The sequence below is a fragment of the Amycolatopsis rubida genome, assembly GCF_900115345.1.
Classification (GTDB): Bacteria; Actinomycetota; Actinomycetes; order Mycobacteriales; family Pseudonocardiaceae; genus Amycolatopsis; species Amycolatopsis rubida.
Window position 1 is genome coordinate 85,695 of record NZ_FOWC01000007.1, and the last position, 20,478, is coordinate 106,172.

General features: G+C 68.9%; 14 protein-coding genes. 10 read left to right on the top strand and 4 right to left on the bottom strand.

Going from position 1 to position 20,478, the window contains the following annotated elements:
• Positions 1-6 precede the first annotated feature (6 nt).
• Genes BM362_RS25620 through BM362_RS25635 form a run of 4 tightly spaced genes read left to right on the top strand, consistent with a single transcriptional unit; the run spans position 7 to position 5,774 of the window.
• The gene (locus tag BM362_RS25620) at positions 7-2,169 is read left to right on the top strand and encodes an ABC transporter permease (protein WP_093574858.1); all 2,163 of its coding nucleotides are present in this window, start codon (positions 7-9) and stop codon (positions 2,167-2,169) included.
• The gene (locus BM362_RS25625; RefSeq protein WP_093574859.1) at positions 2,166-3,224 is read left to right on the top strand and encodes a hypothetical protein; all 1,059 of its coding nucleotides are present in this window, start codon (positions 2,166-2,168) and stop codon (positions 3,222-3,224) included. The genes BM362_RS25620 and BM362_RS25625 overlap by 4 nt, the downstream gene beginning before the upstream one ends.
• Positions 3,221-4,708, top strand: coding sequence for a sugar ABC transporter ATP-binding protein (locus tag BM362_RS25630; RefSeq protein ID WP_093574860.1), 1,488 nt, complete (start codon positions 3,221-3,223; stop codon positions 4,706-4,708). Before BM362_RS25625 ends, BM362_RS25630 begins: the two co-directional genes overlap by 4 nt.
• 16 nt (positions 4,709-4,724) lie before the next feature.
• On the top strand, positions 4,725-5,774 hold the full coding sequence (locus BM362_RS25635) for a zinc-dependent alcohol dehydrogenase family protein (RefSeq protein WP_093574861.1): 1,050 nt from the start codon (positions 4,725-4,727) through the stop codon (positions 5,772-5,774).
• Positions 5,775-5,902: 128 nt separating this feature from the next.
• Here BM362_RS25635 and BM362_RS25640 read toward each other — a convergent pair whose 3' ends face one another.
• Positions 5,903-7,048 (bottom strand): low temperature requirement protein A, encoded by a 1,146-nt coding sequence (locus tag BM362_RS25640; RefSeq protein ID WP_093574862.1) that lies wholly within the window; start codon positions 7,046-7,048, stop codon positions 5,903-5,905.
• 41 nt (positions 7,049-7,089) lie between these two features.
• Complete coding sequence (locus BM362_RS25645; RefSeq protein ID WP_067585270.1) at positions 7,090-7,995, bottom strand: helix-turn-helix domain-containing protein; 906 nt, start codon at positions 7,993-7,995, stop codon at positions 7,090-7,092.
• 156 nt (positions 7,996-8,151) lie between these two features.
• On the opposite strand from BM362_RS25645, the gene BM362_RS25650 reads away from it, so the two are divergent.
• Entirely contained in the window at positions 8,152-9,120 is a 969-nt protein-coding gene (locus BM362_RS25650; RefSeq protein WP_244287282.1) for an alpha/beta hydrolase, read from the top strand.
• Between the two features lie 1,091 nt (positions 9,121-10,211).
• On the opposite strand, the gene BM362_RS25660 is transcribed toward BM362_RS25650, so the two are convergent.
• Together BM362_RS25660 and BM362_RS25665 are read right to left on the bottom strand one after the other, a co-directional pair.
• The gene (locus BM362_RS25660) at positions 10,212-11,699 is read right to left on the bottom strand and encodes a benzaldehyde dehydrogenase (RefSeq protein WP_067585264.1); all 1,488 of its coding nucleotides are present in this window, start codon (positions 11,697-11,699) and stop codon (positions 10,212-10,214) included.
• A gap of 43 nt (positions 11,700-11,742) precedes the next feature.
• The gene (locus tag BM362_RS25665) at positions 11,743-12,933 is read right to left on the bottom strand and encodes an aminotransferase class V-fold PLP-dependent enzyme (RefSeq protein ID WP_093574864.1); all 1,191 of its coding nucleotides are present in this window, start codon (positions 12,931-12,933) and stop codon (positions 11,743-11,745) included.
• Between the two features lie 209 nt (positions 12,934-13,142).
• Between BM362_RS25665 and BM362_RS25670 the strand changes: the two genes are divergently transcribed.
• The 5 genes from BM362_RS25670 (at position 13,143) to BM362_RS25690 (ending at position 20,474) form a co-directional block, all read left to right on the top strand.
• On the top strand, positions 13,143-15,200 hold the full coding sequence (locus BM362_RS25670; protein ID WP_167545433.1) for a prolyl oligopeptidase family serine peptidase: 2,058 nt from the start codon (positions 13,143-13,145) through the stop codon (positions 15,198-15,200).
• The gene (locus BM362_RS25675; RefSeq protein WP_067585249.1) at positions 15,197-16,882 is read left to right on the top strand and encodes a gamma-glutamyltransferase; all 1,686 of its coding nucleotides are present in this window, start codon (positions 15,197-15,199) and stop codon (positions 16,880-16,882) included. Before BM362_RS25670 ends, BM362_RS25675 begins: the two co-directional genes overlap by 4 nt.
• A gap of 130 nt (positions 16,883-17,012) precedes the next feature.
• A complete protein-coding gene (locus BM362_RS25680; RefSeq protein ID WP_093574866.1) occupies positions 17,013-18,623 on the top strand; it encodes an ABC transporter substrate-binding protein in 1,611 nt (536 codons plus the stop codon).
• Between the two features lie 34 nt (positions 18,624-18,657).
• Positions 18,658-19,620, top strand: a complete 963-nt coding sequence (locus BM362_RS25685; RefSeq protein WP_167545434.1) for an ABC transporter permease — start codon at positions 18,658-18,660, stop codon at positions 19,618-19,620.
• Positions 19,620-20,474 carry an ABC transporter permease gene (locus BM362_RS25690; RefSeq protein WP_093574867.1) on the top strand — a complete coding sequence of 285 codons (855 nt, stop codon included), beginning with the start codon at positions 19,620-19,622 and terminating at the stop codon, positions 20,472-20,474. Before BM362_RS25685 ends, BM362_RS25690 begins: the two co-directional genes overlap by 1 nt.
• Positions 20,475-20,478: the final 4 nt, after the last annotated feature.

A 20,478-nucleotide genomic window follows, 5' to 3' on the forward strand; every position in this document is an offset into this window, starting at 1 on the left:
GGCCCGATGACTACGTCTCCGCTGCGGCGCGGGCTGGACGCGTTCGGCATGACCGGCGGCCGGCGCACGGAAAGAATCGCCCGCTACCGCACCGTCTCGGATCTGTTCGAGAAACGGTGGATGGAAGGCGCGGTGCCGCTGGTGCTGGCGCTCGCGCTGTGCGGGTACGTGCTCGCCACGACCAATGTCGGGGCGGCCAACGCACCGCTCGTGCTCGACGAGGTGTCGGAATACGGCCTGCTCGCGATCGGCCTTACGGTCGTGCTGGTCGGCGGCGGCATCGACCTGTCGGTGGGGTCGATCGTCGGCTTCTGCGGGCTGGGCGCGATGGTCGCCGACCGGGTGTGGCTGTGGCCGACTGCGCTGGTCGTCCCGGCCGCGATCGTCGCGGGTGCGGTGCTCGGGGCGGTGAACGGGTTCCTCATCGCGATCCTGCGGATGCGCCCGTTCATCACCACCCTGGTCACGCTGATCGCCTTCGGCGGCGCGGCTTCGGTGCTGCAGAACGCGAACAGCACGCAGATCGGCGTCACGAAACCGTCGCTCGTCTGGGACTTCCTCAGCGAGGGCCGCGTGCTGGGCATCCCGACCGCGTGGTTCCTCTTCGCGGTGGTGCTGATCGTGGTCCACCTGGCGCTCACCCGGTCCCGCTGGGGCTGGTGGGTCACCGCGACCGGCTCGGACCGGCGTTCCGCGCGGCGCAACGGCATTCCGGTCACCGCCGTGACGTTCTGGACCTACGTGCTGTCCGGTGCGCTCGCGGGTGCCGCCGCGATCCTCACGTCGGCGCGGCTGGCCCGGACCGATCCCAACGTCGGCAACAGCTGGGAGATCATCGCGCTGACCGCGGTGGTCCTCGGCGGCGTCAGCATCAAGGGCGGCCGCGGTTCGGTGCTCCGTGCGGCAGTCGGCGTGGCGGTGGTGACGATCATCGAGCAGGCGACCGTCTCGGACGGCGCGCAGGGCTCGTACTACACCGTCATCCTCGCCGCCGTGCTGCTCGTGTTCACCGTTCTGGACCTCAAATGGGGCAAGTACCGGCAGCGCGCGGTGGAGAAGCTGAAGATCGACCCGGCGCGGTTGCGGCTCGGCCCGCTGGTCGACGTCACACAACCGGGCACCGTCTGGTCGCTCAACCGCAGGCTCACCGACGCTCCTCCGGTCGGGCTCGGCAAGATCCGCGGCGCGGAGGACTGCGCGGTGGACGCCGAGGGCAACGTGTACTGCGGCGACCAGCGTGGCTGGGTGTGGCGGTTCCGCGGCCTGGACGACACCGAAGGCGAGGTCTTCTCACGCACCGGCGGATTCCCGTGCGGGCATGCGTGGGACGCCGAAGGGCGGCTCGTCGTCGCGGTCGGCGGCATGGGCATCTACCGCATCGGTGCCGACGGCGAACCCGAACTGGTGGCGAACAAGGTCAAGCGGAGCCCGCTGTCGCTGATCGACGATTCGGGGCTGCGCGCGATCGACGACCTCGACATCGCCCCGGACGGCTCGATCTACGCCTCGGACTTCTCCACCCGCACGAACACCGCCGACTTCCTGCTGGAACTGGTGGAATTCCGCCCGAACGGCCGGGTGATCCGGGTGACGCCGGACGGCAGGACCGAAGTCGTCGTGTCGAACTACGTGTTCCCCAACGGCGTCTGCACCGCGCACGACGGCGAGTCGATCCTGATCTCCAGCACCGGGCTGTGCCGGGTCGACCGGCTCTGGATCGCCGGCCCGAAGAAGGGACGGCTGGAGCCGGTGCTGGAGAACCTGCCCGGCTACCCGGACAACATCAACCGGTCCTCCGACGGCAACTACTGGATGCCGCTGTGCGCCATGCGGACCCAGATGTCCGACCTGCTCGGCCGCTACCCGGCGGTCCGGCGGCGGATGACCCGCGAGGCGGCGGTGGACAACTGGGTGGTGCCGCAGCTCAACACCTCCTGCGCGGTCAAGTTCAGCGATCGCGGCGAAATCCTCGCCGTGCTGTGGGACGAGACGATGGAGAACTACCCGATGGTGACCGCGGTCAAGGAACGCGACGGGCACCTGTACCTGTGCGGTGTCAGCAACAACCGGATCGGCAGGCTGGAGCTGGACCCGAGCGAAGTCGGCGGCATCGACCCGGCCGCGGTGCCGGGAACAGCCGTGCGCGAGACGGCGGAGGCAGTGCGATGAGCCCGGTACTGGACACCGTGAAGGAATGGATCAATCCGAACTGGGGCCGCGCCCGGACGGTGCCCCCGATGGACACCGGACTGCGGCCGAACCTCCGCCTCGACTCCGCGGAGGAGCTGCTGCGGTCCGGCGAGTACGAACCGGACGACGTGGTGGTGACCGCTGCGGGGCTGGTGTTCAGCAGCGGCCACGACGTCTTCACGGTGCGCGAGGACGAGGTGGGTCGGCTGGCCTCGTTCGGCAGCCCGGTGACGGCGCTGACCGTACGGGACGAGCGGATCGTCGCGGCGGTCGAAGGCCGCGGCCTGGTCTCGGTGTCGCAGTCCGGCGAAACCGAGGATTTGTGTACGGACGCACCGGTCACCGCGTGCGTCACGGCGCTCGCGACGGACGGGGCCGCGCTGCTGGCGACTGTCGGTTCGACGAAGGTCGCGGAGTGGCCTCGGGCGCTCGTCGCCGGCGACCGGTCCGGGCTGCTCGTGCGGGTCGGCGGCGCGCGGGCGGAAGTGGTCGCGGAGCGTCTTGCGTGGCCGTCGGGCGTCGGCGTCGCCGGAGGCGAGGTGCTGCTGTCGCTGAGCCTGGACCACCGGGTCGAAGCCCGGTCCGCGCCGGGCAAGCGAGGCCGGGCGCTGAGCGCGAACCTGCCCGTCTATCCGGGGCGGGTGCACGTCGGCGAGGACGGCTGGTGGTTCGCCGCGCCCTACATCCGCAACCGGGTCACCGAACTGCTGCTGGACGAACCCGGGCTGCTGGCCGAGATGACGGAGACGATCAGCCCGGAAGAATGGTTCGTCCCGCGGCTGCGAGCGGGCGACCCGTTCACCGACACGATGCAGATGGGGCAGCTGCGCGTACTCGGCGTGGTCAAGAGCTGGGCCCCGGCGCGGTCGTGCGGCCTGGCGTTCCGGATGGACCCCACCGGTCGCGTCGCCGAGAGCGCACACGCCCGGGTCGACAGCCCGCGGCACGGCGTCACCGGGTTGACCGTCCACAACGGACACGTGATCGCGGCCGCCCGCGGCGGTCGGAACCTGCTGCGGTTGGAGGACGCATGAGCACGGTGCTGCGGCTGACGAACATCAGCAAGCGCTACAGCGGAACGTACGCGCTCGACGGCGTCGACTTCGAGGTGCGGCCGGGCGAAATCCACGCACTGCTCGGCGAAAACGGCGCCGGGAAGTCCACGATGGTCAAGATCGTCTCCGGCGCGGTCGCGCACGATTCGGGCACCCTGGAGGTCGGCGGCGTCGCCCGGGCCTTCACGACTCCGCGCGAATCGGTCGAGGCCGGGGTGGCGATGGTCTACCAGGAGGGCTCGCTGGTCGAGTCGATGACTGTCGCCCAGAACCTGTTCATGGGCGACGAGAAAGTGTTCAACAACCTCGGCCACCTGAACGTGGTGGCGCGCGAATTGCTGGAATCGCACAACTTCCACATCCGGCCGGACGTACCCGCCGGGGCGCTCGGCGTCGGGCAGAAGCAGATGGTGGAGATCGCCCGCGCGGTGCACCGCAACGCAAAGCTGGTGATCCTCGACGAGCCGACGTCGTCAGTGACGCCGGAGGAGCGGCTGCAGCTGTTCCTGTCCATGCAGCAGCTCAAGAAGCGCGGCATCGGCGTCATCTTCATCACGCACATGCTCGACGAAGCGTTCGAACAAGCGGACCGGATCACCGTGCTGCGCGACGGCGTGGTTCAGGGGACGCTGGAGCGGCCGGAGTTCAGCCGCGATCGCGTGGTCAAGATGATGGTCGGCCGCACCGTCGAAATGGGACGGGTGGAGCCGAACCGCGCACCCGAGCCGACGCCGACGCTGCAAGTCGAGGACGTGACGCTGCTGCCGGTGGTGCGCAACATGGCGTTTTCCGCCTACGCCGGGGAAATCGTCGGCATCTACGGACTGGTCGGCGCGGGGCGCAGCGAGACCGCGATGATCGTCAGCGGGATCCTGAAACGGCGTCGGCTGCGCGGCGGCCGGGTGCGGCTGGGCGGCGAGCCTGTGCGGTTCCGCACGCCCCGGCAGGCACGCAAAGCTGGGATCGTCTACATCACCGAGGACCGCAAAGCGTCGGGCTTCTTCAGCCATCTCACCATCGCCGACAACATCTACCTCGGGCACCTGTGCGGTGCTCGGCGCTTGCCGTTCCTGTTCCGGCCCGGTTCCCGCAAATCGGTCGCGAAACGGTTCGTGGAGCAGTTCCAGGTCCGCACGCTGCGGCCGACGAAGGCGACCGTCGAGGAGCTGAGCGGCGGGAACCAGCAGAAGATCGTGCTGGCCAAGGGCCTGACCCGGAAACCGCTCGTCGCGATCATCGACGAGCCGACCCGCGGCGTGGACCTCGGCACGATCCCGGAAATCCACGCGATGATCCGGGCACTGGCCGACGACGGGGTCGCGGTCGTGGTCATCTCCTCGTACCTGCCGGAGATCCAGGCGCTGTCCGACCGCGTGCTCGTGGCGCGCGCGGGCAGCATCGCGGCGGAGTTCTCCCCGGAGGAAGCCGACGAGGAAAGCCTGATGTTCGCCGCGGTGCACTGACAAGGACGGAATTCTCATGCGCGGAGCAATTTTCCAGGGCGACCGGGTGCTCGAAATCCAGGCCTTCGCCGATCCCGAACCCGGCCCCGACGATGTGGTGCTGGAGATGAAGGCGTCCGGCATGTGCGGCAGCGACCTGCACTTCTACCGGGCTCCGGCCGGGCAGGCGCTGGCCGCGTTCGGGATGACCGGCGACGACGCCGGATTCATCGGCGGGCACGAGCCGTGCGGAGTCGTCGCCGCGATCGGCTCGGCGGTCGACCCGCGCACGGTGGCGGTGGGGGACCGGATGATGGTCCACCACTACGACGGCTGCGGATTCTGCGACCTGTGCCGTACCGGCTGGCCGCAGATGTGCGAACGCGGCAACGTCATCTACGGCGCGACCGCGCACGGCGGGCACGCCGACTATCTCAAGGTGCCCGCGCGGACGCTCGTGCCGCTGCCCGACGAGCTGAGTTTCGCCGCCGGTGCCGCGATTTCGTGCGGCACCGGCACCGCCTACGGAGCGCTGACCCGGCTCGACGTCAACGCGCGCGACACGCTGGCGGTCTTCGGCCAAGGCCCGGTGGGTCAGGCCGCCGTGCAGCTCGCCGCGGCGATGGGCGCGGAGGTCGTCGCGGTCGACATCGCGTCGGAACGCGTGGCGCGGGCGAGGGAATTCGGCGCGGCGCACGCGATCGACTCGACGTCGGCCGATCCGGTCGAAGCGATCCGGGAACTGACCGGTGGCAAGGGCGTGACCAAGGCGCTCGACTGCTCCGGAGCACCACCGGCGCGGGCCGCGGCGGTGAAGTCCGCGGCGAAATGGGGCACCGTCGCGTTCGTCGGCGAAGGTTCGACGGTGACGCTCGACGTCAGCCCGGATCTGATCCGCAAGCAGCTGACAGTGGTCGGCTCGTACACCTTTTCCCTGGTGGGCCAGGCGGAGTGCGCCCGGTTCATCGCCCGGCACGGGGTTGAGGCGGACCTGGTCTTCACCGACCGCTGGCGGCTGGACGACGCGGTGGCGGCCTATGCCGCCTTCGACAGGCAGACCGGCGGCAAGGCGGTCATCGAGTTCTGACGAGGAGAAGCGGCGGTGGGCCGGAGACCCACCGCCGCTTCTCCGGGGTACCGAACAGCAGCGGCTTCGCGAACCCCGCCGTCGCTCGGGCTGCCGCGTTCGGACCGGTCAGGCTGATGGGCCCGGGTTCAGCTCCGGGCCGAGGCCCTCGTCCAGCCGCAGGCAAGGTACGCGGTGAGGGCGAGCAGGATGACCACCAGCACCGCGACAGCCGCCCAGGCCGGCAGCCAGTACGCCGCGACCGCACCGGCGCCCAGCACGATTCCGCCCCCGGCCCGGGGCAGCCAGCCAGTGCCGGTCTCGACGCGGAAGTACCAGGCCTGGGCCAGCAGGTACAGCATCGGCCCGCCGAGCAGCAGCACCCCGCCGGTCCCGGCCGGGTGCCCGGGTCCGTGCGCCAGCGCGAGTTCGATCCCCGCGGCGAACGCGACCAGCCCGGCGACCACGCCGTAGATCGCGTTGAGCCCGGCGTGCACCGACCGGATCGGGTTCTCGGTGGCCGAGGCGTGGCTCACCACCTGCTGCTCGGTCCGTCCGAAGTAGATCGCCCACAGGCAGACGAGCGCGGCGAACTCGCCCAGCACCATCAGCAGCGACGGCGCGTCCGGCGCGTGCTCGGTGAGCACCCGGCCCAGTGCCAGGACGGTTTCCCCGAGCAGGATGATGAGGAACAGCCGCATCCGCTCGATCATGTGCTCCGCGTCGAACGGCAGCCGGGCGGACCGCAGCGCCCGGCCCGGTACCGGGTGCGCGGTCCACGTGCCGGTGAGGTCGATGAGCGCGGCCGCGGCCCACAGCCAGATCCGGGATTCCGGGCGCAGTGCCGCGCCGACGATCCAGAACGGCGCCGAGGCGGCGAGCCAGCCCAGGACCCGGGTGAAGTGCCCGCGCAGTTCGGGTGTCGGCGCGGTAGCCGCGGCATACGCGCCGGGCCCGGCGAGCGCGAGCATCATCGGGACGACGAAGAGCCACGGATGCTCCTCGAACGCGCCGCTGATGCCCGCGTTCATGAAAAGTCCCAGCGCCATCACCGCGACGATCGTCGCCCGGGTGCTGCCGCGTTCGACGTCGAGCATGGTCGCCTCGAACGAGGTGAACGCCCACACCCCGCAGACCGCCACCAGCGCGACGAGCGTCTCGGCGGCGCCGGTCCAGCTCAGCCGCGCCAGCAGGTGGTGCGCTAGCTGGCCGATGGCCAGCACGAAGACGAGATCGAAGAACAGCTCCAGCGGCGAGACCTCGCGGCGGGTCCACCGCGCGTTCCGGGCTGGCATGGGCTCAGCAGTGATGCACTGGGAACAGGACGACCGGCTCGCTAGGCCTGGGCACGGCGGTCTCCTTCCGCGGTTTCGGACCCTGCGGAGGGTACCGCCGGTCCGGGCGCCTCGCTCGCGGTCCAGCTGGACAGCAACTGCAGCGCCTCGGCTGAAGGGGAGCCGGGTTCGGCGGTGTAGCCGATCAGGGTGAGGCCGGGCGCGGAGGCGACCTGCAGTCCTTCGAACCGCAGCGTCAGCTCGCCGACGACCGGGTGGCGGAACAGTTTCGTCCCGCGCCGGTGCGCCTTCACGTCGTGCGCTGCCCACCGGGTGCGGAACGCTTCGCTGCGGGTCGCGAGATCTCCGATGAGCCCGGTGACCGCTTTCGAATACGGTGCGCGGGCCGCTTCGACGTGCAGCAGGGCTACCGCGTCGTCGGCTGCCTTCTTCCAGTCCGGGAAGACCTCTTCGGCGCGCTCGTCGAGGAAGATGAACCGGGCGAGGTTCGGCGGGTGCGGGGTGCGCTCGTAGACGCCGGCGTAGAGGGTGCGGCCGAGCGCGTTCGCCGCGACCACGTCGAGGTGTCCGTTCTGGACGATCGCGGGGGCGTTGACCATCGTGTCGATCAGCGCTTGGACTCCGTCGGGCACCGGCTGCCGGACGGTGCGGCCGGGGCCGGCCCGTTTCCCGGCGGCGCGGGTGAGGTCGAACAGGTGCGTGGTTTCGGTGTCGTCCAGGTGCAGCGCGGTGGCGATCGCGTGGAGGACTTCGTCGGAGACGCCGGACACGCGGCCGCGTTCGATCTGCACGTAGTACTCGGTGCTTACTCCGGCGAGCCGGGCGACTTCCTCGCGGCGCAGCCCGCTGACCCGCCGCCGGCCGCCCGCGATGATTCCGGCCTGCTCGGGCGTGATCTTCGCGCGGCGGGTCATCAGGAATTCCCTGAGGTCGTTGGCGATCTCCATCCCTTGAGCGTAAACGCGGAACGGCGGCGGAAGGAGGGGCTGCCGGTACCCCCGACAAGCGGCATCTGCCACGTCCGCGCGAACCGCCGCAGGGTGGGCACCAGGAGCCCGGGCCGCCTGGTTCGGGACACAGAAGACGTGCAAGGAGTGAGTGCAGTGACGTCTGCGGAGGCCGTTGCCTTCCCGAACGATTCGATCACCATGGCGGGAAACCTGTACCTGCCGGACGGCTTCGACCCCAAGGGCAGCTACCCGGCGGTCGTGACCGTGCACCCGGGCGGCGGGGTGAAGGAGCAGACCTCGGGCCTGTATGCGGAGAAGCTGGCCGAGCAGGGCTTCGTCACGCTCGCGTTCGACGCCTCGTTCCAGGGCGACAGCAGCGGCGAGCCGCACCACCTCGAAGACCCTGCCGCGCGCGTGGACGACGTCCGGGCAGCGGTGGACTACCTGCAGACTCTCGGCTACGTCGACGCCGAGCAGATCGGCGGCCTCGGCGTCTGCGCCGGCGGCGGCTACCTGGTCAACGCCGCGTTGACGGATTACCGGATCAAGGCCCTCACCACGGTCAGCGCCGTGAACATCGGCACGTCGTTCCGCCGCGACTGGTACGGCACCGACTCCGACGCGGCCGCCGTCCCGACGCTGCAGGCCGTGGCGCAGCAGCGCACGGCCGAGGCGAAGGGCGCCGAGCCGTCCTACCTGCCCTACGTGCCTGCCGAGCCGGACGAGAACACCCCACGCGACATGGTCGAGGCGAGCGAGTACTACCTGACCCCGCGCGCTCAGCACCCGAATGCGAAGAACAAGTTCCTGTTCACCAAGAGCGTGTCGCGGATCTTCACCTTCGACGCGTTCCACATGGTCGAGGACCTGCTGCAGCAGCCGCTCCTAGTGGTCGCGGGCAGCGAGGCCGGTTCGCTGTGGATGTCTGCCGAGCTGTACGGCCGCACCCGCAGCCCGAAGAAGCTCGTCGTGGTCGAGGGCGGCGCACACATGGACTTCTACGACGTGCCGAAGTACGTCGACCGCGCGGTCGCCGAAGCGGTGCCGTTCTTCCGGGAAAACCTCGCCGCCACCCACGGCGAGCATTCCGCACCTATTGCGCCTGCGTCAGGCATGAAATGATGGACCGCGAAACATAGCCTGCGGACCGGCTGGCCGAACGTGTCGCATGAGCGCTCGCTGTGGATTCCCCCGAGTCATCTGCCGATCGGGATCGCCGACGCCGCCCCGCGAGCATCCTTGGTGCCGACTCGCCGCACGGCAGCGCAGGCGGCACCCCCGTGGCGCTTCGGCAGCTTCGAGCCCTTCTCCCGCTGTGTTTCGCCCGCAGCAAGGCGGGGATCCCGCGACGGTTAGCCACGAACCGCAGATCCCTCACCCGGCCGCAGGTCATGCGCTCAGGTCAGCGATCCTTCTGCTCGGTCCACCACTTCTGCCCGGCCTCGGGCAGCGTCTGGATCGGGTCGCAGTACGGGTACTTCCGCTGCAACGCCTCCGGGTCCTCGTGCTCGATAGATCTCGTTGAGTTCTTTGCCGCCCTTTCCGCATCGTGGACCAGAAGCGCGATGCAGCCGAGTTTCGGCGGTGGCGCCTCATCGAGGCTGCGGAACGGGCCATCGGGACTCCGTGGAACCGGCGATCGTAGCGGTACTCGCAGGCATCAGGCCCCGGAAGATGGACATCAAGGACAGGTTGGAGGCCGCGGGTACGCAGATCGGCCACGACCGCCTCCGCCTCGGGCACCTCGTAGAGATTGCCCTCCCGGGTGAACGGCGTCTCCTCCAGGACCTGAACGGGCCGCAAGCCGTGCTCCCCGAAGAGGACCCGGAACTGCGGCCAAGTCGAGTCAGCTGACGGAGCGGCCCGGCTCAGCCCGATTATTTCGCGGGTATTGGCCGCGAACGCGTCGGTATCGGGCACGCCGAGGCCGACGCGATTCAGGTTGGCGGCGGTCATGGTCGCTCCGTTCAGCAGGGCAGGAGTGCGGCGAGATGCCGCCATCGGCCGAGTCGTTCCCGGGAGAACCTCGTGTGCCCTAGCGGTATGACCCCGGATGCGTTCCCGCTGTTCGGTCACGAGCCAAGTCCGGCATCCGCGGGCTCCCCGGACGGTCGCCGATGTCAAGCCTGGCCCGGTTTTCTTCGACCGCACCACGTCGGCGGCGATGCGGTCCGGTCTGCCCCGCACGAGGCCCTACCTTTCAGGTTTGCCCCTCAGAAGGGATAGCACGCGATGTCGGGGCGGGCGGTGAGCCATTGCGTCTCGGTGAAGGCGTCGATATTGGCCGCCGCGCCGCCAAACCGGGCACCGGTGCCTGAGTTTCCAATGCCGCCGAACGGAATGTGCGCTTCGTCGGCCACCGTCTGTTCGTTGATGTGCACGATGCCGGAGGGGATGTCGTCCGCGAGGCGCATAGCCGCACCGACCTCGCCGAGAATGCCGAGCGAGAGGCCGTATTCGCTGCTTCGTGCGAGGTCGAGGGCTTCTTCCGGGGCGGAGAAGCTCATGACCGGCGCGACCGGACCGAAGACCTCCTCCTGCCAGGCGCGCATGTCGGTGGTCAGCTCGGTCAGAACGGTCGGGGCGAAGAAGAGTCCGTTGTGGGTGCCGCCTGCGGCGAGAGCCGCGCCCGCCGCCACGGTGTCGTCGACGACCGACGCGACGTGTGCGAGCTGGGTGTGGTCGATGAGCGGGCCGAGTGCGACGGTTTCGGTCGCCGGATCGCCGACGGTCATGCGTGTCGCCTTTTCCGCGATGGCCGCCACGTAGTCGTCGTAGAGCGATTCGTGCACGAGATGTCGGCCGGTCGCCATGCAGATCTGTCCTTGGTGCAGAAACGAGCCGAACGCTCCGGCCGAGGCCGCGCGCGCCGGGTCCGCTCCGGGCAACACGATGAGCGCACTGTTGCCGCCGAGTTCGAGATGCGTGCGCTTGAGGTGGCGGGCGCCGGCCTCACCGACTTTCCGGCCGGCCGCCGTGGATCCGGTGAACGAAATGACGCGCACTTCCGGTGCGGTGACGATAGCTTCGCCGATGTCGCCGCCGCCGTTGACGAGCTGCAACAGCCCTGGCGGCAATCCGGCTTCCTCGAAAATCCGCAGGACCGCAACGCCACCGCAGACTGCGGTGCGGGGATCCGGCTTGAGCAGGACGGCATTGCCGAGCGCGAGCGCCGGTGCCACTGAACGAACTGACAACGTCAGCGGGAAGTTGAACGGCGCGATGACCCCGATCACGCCAGCGGGGCGGCGGCGCGCGAAACTCCAGCGGTCGCCGTTGGAGGGCAGCACGTCGCCGCAGGGATGTGTGGGCAGCGCCGAAGCCTCGAAGCACTCGGCCGCGGCGGCGGAGGTTTCGAGCCAGGCTTTCGGTGCGACCGAACCGGCCTCACGGACCAGCCACCACTGCACCTCCTGCGCGTGCTGCTGCCACAGTTCGCCGGCTCGCCGGAGGACGGCAGCGCGGTCTTCGGGCGTCCGTCTCGCCCAGTCGAGTTGCGCGCGGGAAGCGCTCTTCGCCGCCCGGCGCACATCGTTGACCGACGAAACACCGATGGTGGTGAGTGTTTGGCCGGAGCCGGGCGAAACAACGGAACGGGTTCCCGCTTCTCCGGCCGTCCAGGCGTCGACGAAGATCTTGCCCTCCCAGCGCGGACGGTCAAGCAGCGCCGCAGCTTCCGATGCGGCTTCCGTGACAGTCATGCGTCCTCCGTAAGTTCTCGGGTGGTCGGTGGGCTTGGCGCGGTTAGGCTTCGGCTAGTGCGCGGTCGACTGCGCAGAACAGACGGTCGACGTCGGCTTCGTTGTTGTAGAGATGCGGCGAGAACCGGAGGCCCCGACGTCGTAGGCTGCCTACGACGTTGTCTTCGACTAGTCGTCGGCGCAGCGCGCCGGCAGGCAGCGAGTCCAGTTCGACCACGACGAGATGGCTCGGCCGGTCATCGGGACCGGCCGCGAGCACGCGAAAGCCACGGTCGGCGAACCCGTGCCGAAGCTCGACGGCGAGGCCAAGGACGTGCTGTTCGATTTGCGCGGGGCCGACTTCCGCTAGCAGGGACAGGCTGGCGACGAGCCCGGCCATGAGCACGTGCGACACCGCGCCCGGTTCGCACAGCTCCGCGACTGCCGAGTCGGCGAGTCCGACAGCGGCCGGCAGTCCGGCGGACGGCTCGTTGACACGGTTCGCGTTGTGCCACCCGGCGACCGCGGGCTTCAACTCGGCAGCAAGTTCGGGACGCACGTAGCAGACGCCGATTCCGGCACCGCTCAGCAAAAATTTGTACGCCTGCGCGGCAAGCAGGTCGATCCGGTCGCGCTCCACATCGGCTTGGAGAGCTCCCAGACTCTGAATCCCGTCGACGACGAACCAGGCACCCCGTTCGTGGCAGAGCGCGCCGATTTCGGGAAGCGGGGCCCGTGCCCCGGTCTCGGAATTGACTGCGCTGACACAGACTGCGCGGGTGCGCGAGGTGATGCGCAAGGCCAACTGCTCGATGTCGATCCGGCCGTCGGCGCCGGTCGGTGCCATCACCAGCCGCACACCCTGTCGCGCGAGAAGCTGGAAAGGCGCGATACAGGTGGAAAAGTCACCTTCGAAACAGATGACCTCGTCGCCGCTGCGCCAGGGATAGCCGCCAGTAAAGACGTGGATACCGTGTGCGGTGGTGGGGACCAGACCGATGTCTCGGGCGCCTGCGCCGATCAACTCGGCGAGGTCGGTGCGGAGCCGGGTCTTCAGCGGGCCGCCCCGGGTTCCGGGAGTGACGAGAGGCTCCGCCAGGTCGCGAGCGATTTCGGCGCGGAGCTGCGCGACATGGCGTTCAGGCCGGAGGCCGAGACCGGCGGAATCGAAGTACGCCCATTCGCGCAGAATCGCGAATTCGGCCCGTGCCTGGCCGAGGGCACTGTCCGCGGCCTCGCTTTGTGTCGCTGCCATCGCCCGATAATGGCAGTTTCGTTGCCGGTACGGCGAGATACGGCGCGTCGCGGAGCTGCCTGCGGCATCCGACGCACTGTCGTACGGGGCGGGGTGGGGCGACGCCTGGTCGTGGCATGGGCGGAGACCGCGCGACACAACGTCGGATGCTGTCTGCCAATCCGTCTGAAAGGCTGAGCCGACCCCGATTGCCGACAGGACGGAGAGCCGTGAACGCCGCGACAGGAGTTCCGGATCCAGCCGAGAGGCTGATCGGCCAGATCCGGTTTGAGGACCCGTACGAGTGGCTTGAGGCCGACTCGCCGCAGGCGATGGAGTGGCAGCGTGAGCAGGATGCCCGTGCGGCCGCCGAGCTGTCCGGTTGGGCGGGCCATCCTGTGCTGCGGGACGCGGTCGCACCGTGCATCGCGCGCACGCTCGGGACGTACGCTCCGCTGCACCGCGGCGAGCACTGGTTCCGGCTCGGGTTCGCCGGCGAGGGAGCCAGGGTCGAGGCGAGCGATCAGCCGGTCGGTCCTAGCCGCGTTGTGGTGGACCCGGTCGCTCTCGGCGGCGCTCTCGACTGGTTTCAGCCCTCGCCGGACGGCGCGTACGTCGCCTTCGGCCTTTCGTTCGGCGGCGACGAGCAGAGCGTGCTGCACGTAGTCGAGGTCGGCACAGGGGAGCTTCTGCCCGAACGCATCCCGTTCGCCTCGTCGGCGACCGTTGCCTGGCTGCCGGATTCGAGTGGCTTCTACTACAACGGCGGCGTCGCTCCGGACACTGTGGACCCCGACAAGCGACTGTTCTTCCATCGCCTCGGCGACACCGTGCCTTCCGCACCCGAACCGATCACTGTCCGCGAGGCATTCAGCCTCTTCCCGCAGGTGTCGGGGAACGGGCGCTGGCTCGCGGCGGTGACGAGCGAGCTGGATCCGCGTGCCGACCTGGTGAAGGAACTGCCTGCCGGCGAGTGGCGGCGGTTCCTGGCTGACGTGCCGGGCCGCGGGTATGGGGCGTTTGCCGGGGACCAGTACGTCGCGATCCTCACCGATCAAGCGCCGAGGGGGCGTTTGGTCGGGATCCCGGTCGCCACCGCCACCGATCGGTCCACGTGGCGAGAGCTTCTTCCGGAGAGCGACGCGACCATGTTCTCGGTCGAGTGCGCCGGAGATCGGCTCGTGTTGTGCGAACTGGTCGGCACTTATGCGCGGCTGCGAGTCCTGACCGCCGACGGAACGCTGGAATCCGAGGTGCCGCTGCCGGGCCGCGGCGTCGTGATGCAGCTTTCCCGATTCGGCCACTACCTGACGCCCGGCTCGCCCTGGATGGGCACGTGCATCTCGGCGGGGGCCGGCGAGTTCACCTTCGTCTACTCCAGCCCGACCCGCTCGCCCGGGCTCTATCGATACGACTGCGCGAGCCGTCAGCTCACCGAACTGGTACCGCCGGACAGCGACCGCCTCGACCTGGTGGTGCACGACCGGGTCGCGACCGCGGCGGACGGGACAGTCCTGCCCTACCAGCTTGTCTGTCGACGCGGCCTCGACCTGGACCGGCCGAATTCCCCGCAGCCGGCGTTGATCTACGGCTACGGCGGGTTCAACGTCTCTTTCGTTCCGGGCTATCTGGGGATGTTCACCCCGTTCGTCGACGCGGGCGGCGTGCTGGTGCTCGCGCATGTGCGCGGCGGCGGCGAGCTGGGCGAAGCTTTCTGGAAACAGGGCAGGCTGGGGAAGCGGCAAACGTCGTACGACGATCTGTACGCCACCGCGGAGCACCTGGTCGAAACCGGCGTGACGAGCACCGATCGGCTCGCCCTGGTGGGGAGCTCCAACGGCGGCCTGCTCGCTTCGGTTGCCCTCACCCAGCGGCCCGACCTGTGGCGCGCGGTGTGCGCGCTGGTGCCGTTGTGCGACATGCTCGCTTACACCCGCGACGCTTACACCTCGGCTCTGGTCATGGAGTTCGGGGACCCGGACGACCCGGCGGAGGCGCAGTTCCTCTATGCCTATTCGCCCTATCACAACGTGCGGTCCGGCGCTGAGTTCCCGGCGACCTTGTTCTACTGCGGCGCGAATGACGTGCGTTGTGCGCCGTGGCATGCCCGGAAGCTCGCTGCGCGATTGCGGGACAACACTGGCTCCGCGCACCCGATCCTGCTCCGGGCAGTCGCCGGCGGCGGACACCAAACCGTGAAGTACGACCCTGGGCAGGTCGCCGAATGGCTCGGCTTCCTCTTCCGCGAACTCGGCCTGACCCCGATGCCGAACAGGAGCGCCGCATGACCAGCTTGACCACCAAGCCGACGCCGGGCGACGGAAACGGCAACGGCCGCCTCGGCCGCAAGCAGCCGGCGGTCGGCAGCACGGCGGTCTGTTCGAGCCAGCACCCCACAGTCACCGACACGATGCTGCAGGTGCTGCGGGACGGCGGGACCGCGATCGACGCCGCGATTTCAGGGGCGCTCGTCCAGGCCGTGGTCCAGCAGGAAATGACCAACCACAGCGGCTTGGTGACCTGTCTGTACTACGAGGCCGCCACCGGCGAGGTGCACGAGCTCGATTCGCTCGGACGGATCGTCCCGGATCTGCCGCCGCACCACCGGGTTCCGGGAGGCAAGGGCCTCTACGCTCCGCCGGGCACGCCCGGTCCGATGTCGGTGACGCCCGGGTTCATCCCCGGGATGAAGGCAATGTACGAACGGTTCGGCACGAAGCCGTGGGACCAGCTGGTGGCACCGGCTGTCGAGGCCGCCGCCGAAGGGCATATCGTCACCTCGTTCGAGCATTTCGTGCAGGCGCAGACTGTCGACTTCTATCTCTACACGCCTTCCGGCCGGGAGAACTTCGCCCCGGACGGGCATCTGCCGCAGGTCGGCGAACGGTGGGCGCAGCCGGAACTGGCCCGCACGCTGGGGAATCTCGCCGCGGAGGGCCCTGACTACTTCATCACCGGCGGTTGGGCCCTCAGCTTCGTGGAACGGGCCAATGAACTCGGCTGGCCGATCACGGTCGAGGACCTGGGCCGGCGGCCCGCCTGCTGGAAGACGCCGAAGCGATGGGAGCACCGCGGATACGAGATCGTCCAGCTCGCGCCACCGGACAGCCAGGCCAGCTTTACCGCGATCGTGCTCGGCGTTCTCAAACATCTCGACGTCACCTCGCTCGGGCACTTCACCGAATCGGCCGAGGCCGGCTACTACCTGGCACACGCCCTGCGCCTTGCTGAGCTCGAAACCGGGTTCATCAACGACCCGGCGATTTTCGAGGATCCGTCGGAGATCCTGATGTCCGACGACTTTCACGCGCACCTCGCGGCGAAGCTGCGCCGCAGCCGGCCGAAGATCGACCTGACCAAACACGTCGAACTGCTCCGCGGCCGCAATGCGCTGCACGCGGCGAGCGGGGCGTCGAAGCAGCCCAAGGGCAGTTGCGAGCTGAGCGTCGTCGACGCACAGGGCAACTGGGTCCAGCTGATCAACTCGATCCAGAGCGGCGGCATCCCCGGTGAAGTCGTCGGCGGAGTGCCGATGGTGGGCAGTCACCAGGTCAACGGGCTGCGCTCGGACCTGTCGGGCTGGCTGACCGGCGGTGCCCACATGAGCATCATCATCGGCAACACCTTCCTGATGAAGGACGGCAAGCCGGCGATTTCCCTTGGCAGCCCGGGGAACGTGCACTGCACGGTGCCGCAGGTGATCTCGAACATCATCGACTACGGCATGAGTCCTGACCGTGCCGGAGAAATGCCGTTGATGCTGCCGCTGACCGACGACTACGAACTATCCGTCGAAAGCCGGTTGAGCAGCGACTACGTGGCTGGGCTCGCCCGGATGGGCGTGCTGGTCAACCCGCTGCCCGCCTGGGACTACCACATGGGCTCGTACCAGATGAGCTGGCGCGCCGCAGACGGGACGCTGCGCGGCTGCGCGGGGCCGCGGCGGGCCGGAACCTCCGCTGCGTTCTGATTCTGCCGGGCACGCCGGGGGCGACATCAGACAGGAGCGCAACGAAGCCGGGGGAAAGTGCGACGACGGCGAGTCCCGCCATCGTGCCGGTCCAGCGAGATCACCTTCACCAGTTACGAAGGAGTGACTGATGTCCGTATCAGTTCGAAAAAGGTTCGGTCCGAGGGCATTCCTGGCCGCGACCGTGTCGGCGGCGTTGCTTGCCGCAGGCTGCGCCGGTGCCGGGGAATCGGCGGGTGAGGGGGACACCACGTTCTCGTTCGCGTTGCCCTCCGCGCCGAATTCCCTTGACATCGCCAAGGACTACACTGGCACCACACAGCAGATCATGGCCACGGTCACCGAGCCGCTGGAGCGGGTTTCGGGCACCGGCGAGGTGCGGCCCAACCTCAATGCCGAGTTCGCGCAGCCGAATCCGCTTACCCTGGTCTACCGCTTGCGCGAGGGCGTCCGGTTTTCCGACGGCGCCGTCATGACTTCGGCCGACGTGTCGTGGAGCCTGAACCATGTCCTCGACACACAGGCCGGGGCACAGACCGCGGGCACCGCGGCGTCGATCGCGAGCGTCGCCGCGACCGGGCCGCTGGAAGTGACGGTAAAGCTCAAGTATTCCGATCCGACCGCGCGGGCAAGTCTGGCCGCGATCGGCCTGATCCAGGAGAAGGCGTTCGCCGAAGCACACCAGAAGGACCTGGGCACCCCGTCCGCCGCTCCAGTCGGCACCGGCCCGTACCGGGTCGAAGCGAACTCTCCGCAGCAGATCACCTTGGCCCGCAACCCGAATTACTCGGGCACCCGGCCGGTGCCGGACACCCTCGGGTTCGTGTTCATCGCGCAGGACAACTCCGCGCAGCTGGCGATGCGTTCCGGTTCGATCCAGGGCGCGGGCGTGCTGAACCTGAAGAATTCGCCGGAGTGGGCGGCGATCAACGGCGCGATGGTCGTCGCGCTGCCGTCGCTCTATCAGAGTTTCCTGGCGCTGGACGCGAAAACCTCTCCGCTGGACGACGTCCACGTGCGCAAGGCCATTGCCTATTCGCTGGACCGGACGGGGCTTGCGAAGTCGATTTACGGCGATCACGGCTCCGCTTTGGACGGGCTGCTGCTGCCCGCTTCACTGAACTCGGCGGCCCCGTCCGAAGCGGACGCGAAGGCGTTCACCGGCAGCCTGCCGCGCTACCCCTTCGATCTGACCAAGGCGAAGGCGGAGCTGGCCAAGTCGGCTCACCCCAGCGGGTTCACGCTCGAAGTGCCCTACATCTCCGGAACGCAGTATTCCGAGCTGACCATCCTCAACCTCGCGCAGAACATGAAACAGCTCGGTGTCGACATCAGGCCGAAGGCCCAGACCTCCGCGCAGTGGTCCTCGACCGTCTACGGCCATCAGAACCTGGGGATCCAGATTCTCTCCTGGGTGCCCTCGGTGCCGGACCCGGCAGGCACGCTCGGTCAGCTGACCGGCGAGGAAAACATGGCTGCCCAGCACTTCAATCTCGCCAACTACTCGACCCCGGCCGCGGAAGAAGCACACACCCAGCTGGTCCGGTCCACCGACAAGGCACAGCGGTGGGCGGCGATCAAGACCCTGCTGAGCGCCGTCGCCGAAGACGTTCCGTATGTGCCGCTGTATCACGTGGACACCTATGTCGCGCTTGGCGGCGGGTTCACCTTCGCCACCACGCCGGACGACTTCGACCTGCACGTCAACGGCACCTGGGTGTCGCAGTTGAAGAAGAGCTGACGCCTCCGCCGGTGCCGGGTAGGAAGGATTTCGCATGCCGATCGTGGCATTCCTGGCCAAACGGGTCGCGGCGATGGCCGCAATCCTGCTGCTGGTGAGTTTCCTGGCCTTCAGCCTGCTCACCTTGAGCCCAGTCTCGGAGGTTGCTGTCCTGCTCGGGAGCCGCCCCGCGACGCCGGAGACGATTGCCGGCATCACCGCCCAGTATCATCTGGACGACCCGTTTTTCACCCGGTACTGGCTTTGGCTGGTGGACGCGGTGCGCGGTGACTTCGGCGCCTCGGTGCAGTCCGGGCAGAGCGTGACTGGCGTGATCGCCTCGCATTTCCCCCTGACGCTGCAACTGGGTCTGTACGCATTCGTGCTGGTGCTGGTCGCCGGCCTGCCGCTGGGCCTGGCGGCGGGCATCCGGCGCGGGCGCCTGCTCGACCGGGCGACCTCGGCATTCACGGTCATCGGGATGAGCGCGCCCGGGTTCGCCGTGGGCATCGTGCTCATTTATGTCTTCGGTGTGCGGCTGGGCTGGTTTCCGGTCTACGGCGGCGGGAACGGGCATTTCGTCAGTACCGTCGTGCATTTGACGCTGCCGGCGATCGCGCTCGCCATCGGGCTTTCCGCGCTGGTCGTGCGGCAGACCCGGGCGGCGGCGCTGGATGTGATGGAGCAGGACTACATCACCTTCGCCAAGGCTCGTGGGGTGTCCGGTGCCCGGGTGCTGATCGGGTACCTGCTGCGGAACACGGCGCTGCCGGTGGTGACCGCGGCCGGGCTGATGCTGATCGCCGCGGTTTCGGGCGCGGTGGTGGTCGAGACGGTCTTCTCCGTACCCGGGATCGGTCGGCTGATGGTGAAGTCGATCGAAGTGAAGGACATCCCGATGGTGCAGGGGATCACCTTCTTCGTGGCGCTGGCGGTGCTCGCGGTGAATCTCGCGGTGGACGCGGCCGTGCTGATCCTCGATCCGCGGACGCGGATCTCCGGACGGAGGCGAGGCTGATGCAGGCCGATCTCGCGAGCGTGGCCCGGCCGGCCACCGGGCGGCGGATCAGGTTCGCACCTCTGCTGAGCGCGGCGTTCCTGCTGCTGGTGGCGATCGGGGTGATCGCCGGGAAATGGCTCGCGCCCCGCGATCCTGACGCGCAGGACCCGGGGCTGAGCGTCACGATGCCGGGCCAAGGGCACCTGTTGGGCACCGACCAGCTCGGCCGGGACGTGTTCTCGCAGCTGCTGGCGGGCACGGCGGCGGCGGTCATCGGGCCGCTCGCCGTCGCGCTGGGCTGCGTGCTGATCGGGGTGAGCCTCGGGATGGCGGCCGCGTACTTCGGCGGCGTCGTCGACACTCTGGTCAACCGCCTGGCAGACCTGGTGTACGCACTGCCCGCACTGCTCATCGCGATCGTCGTGGTCGGCGTGGTCGGCGGCGGTTACTGGATTTCCGTCGGGCTCCTGGTCGTGTTGTCGGTGCCGGCGCAGATCCGGCTTTGCCGCAGTGCTGCGATGGTCCAGGTGCGCTTGCCCTACGTCGATGCCGCGCGCACCGCCGGGCTTTCGCCGATGCGCACGATGGTGCGGCACGTGCTGCCGAACATCCTGCCGATCGTGGTCACCACGTTCCTGCTTGATTTCGTCAGCACGCTGATCGCCATGGCCGCACTGAGCTTCCTCGGGGTGACCGGGGCTGCGGGCAGCCCGGATTGGGGCACGATGCTGGCCAACGGCCAGCCGCTGGTCGCGCAGAACCCGTGGCTCTCGATCACGCCCGCAGTGCTGATTATCGCGACCGCCGCGAGCGCCACCCTCCTCGGGGACACGGCGCACGAGTGGCTGACGAACAAAGGGACCGCACGATGAACGG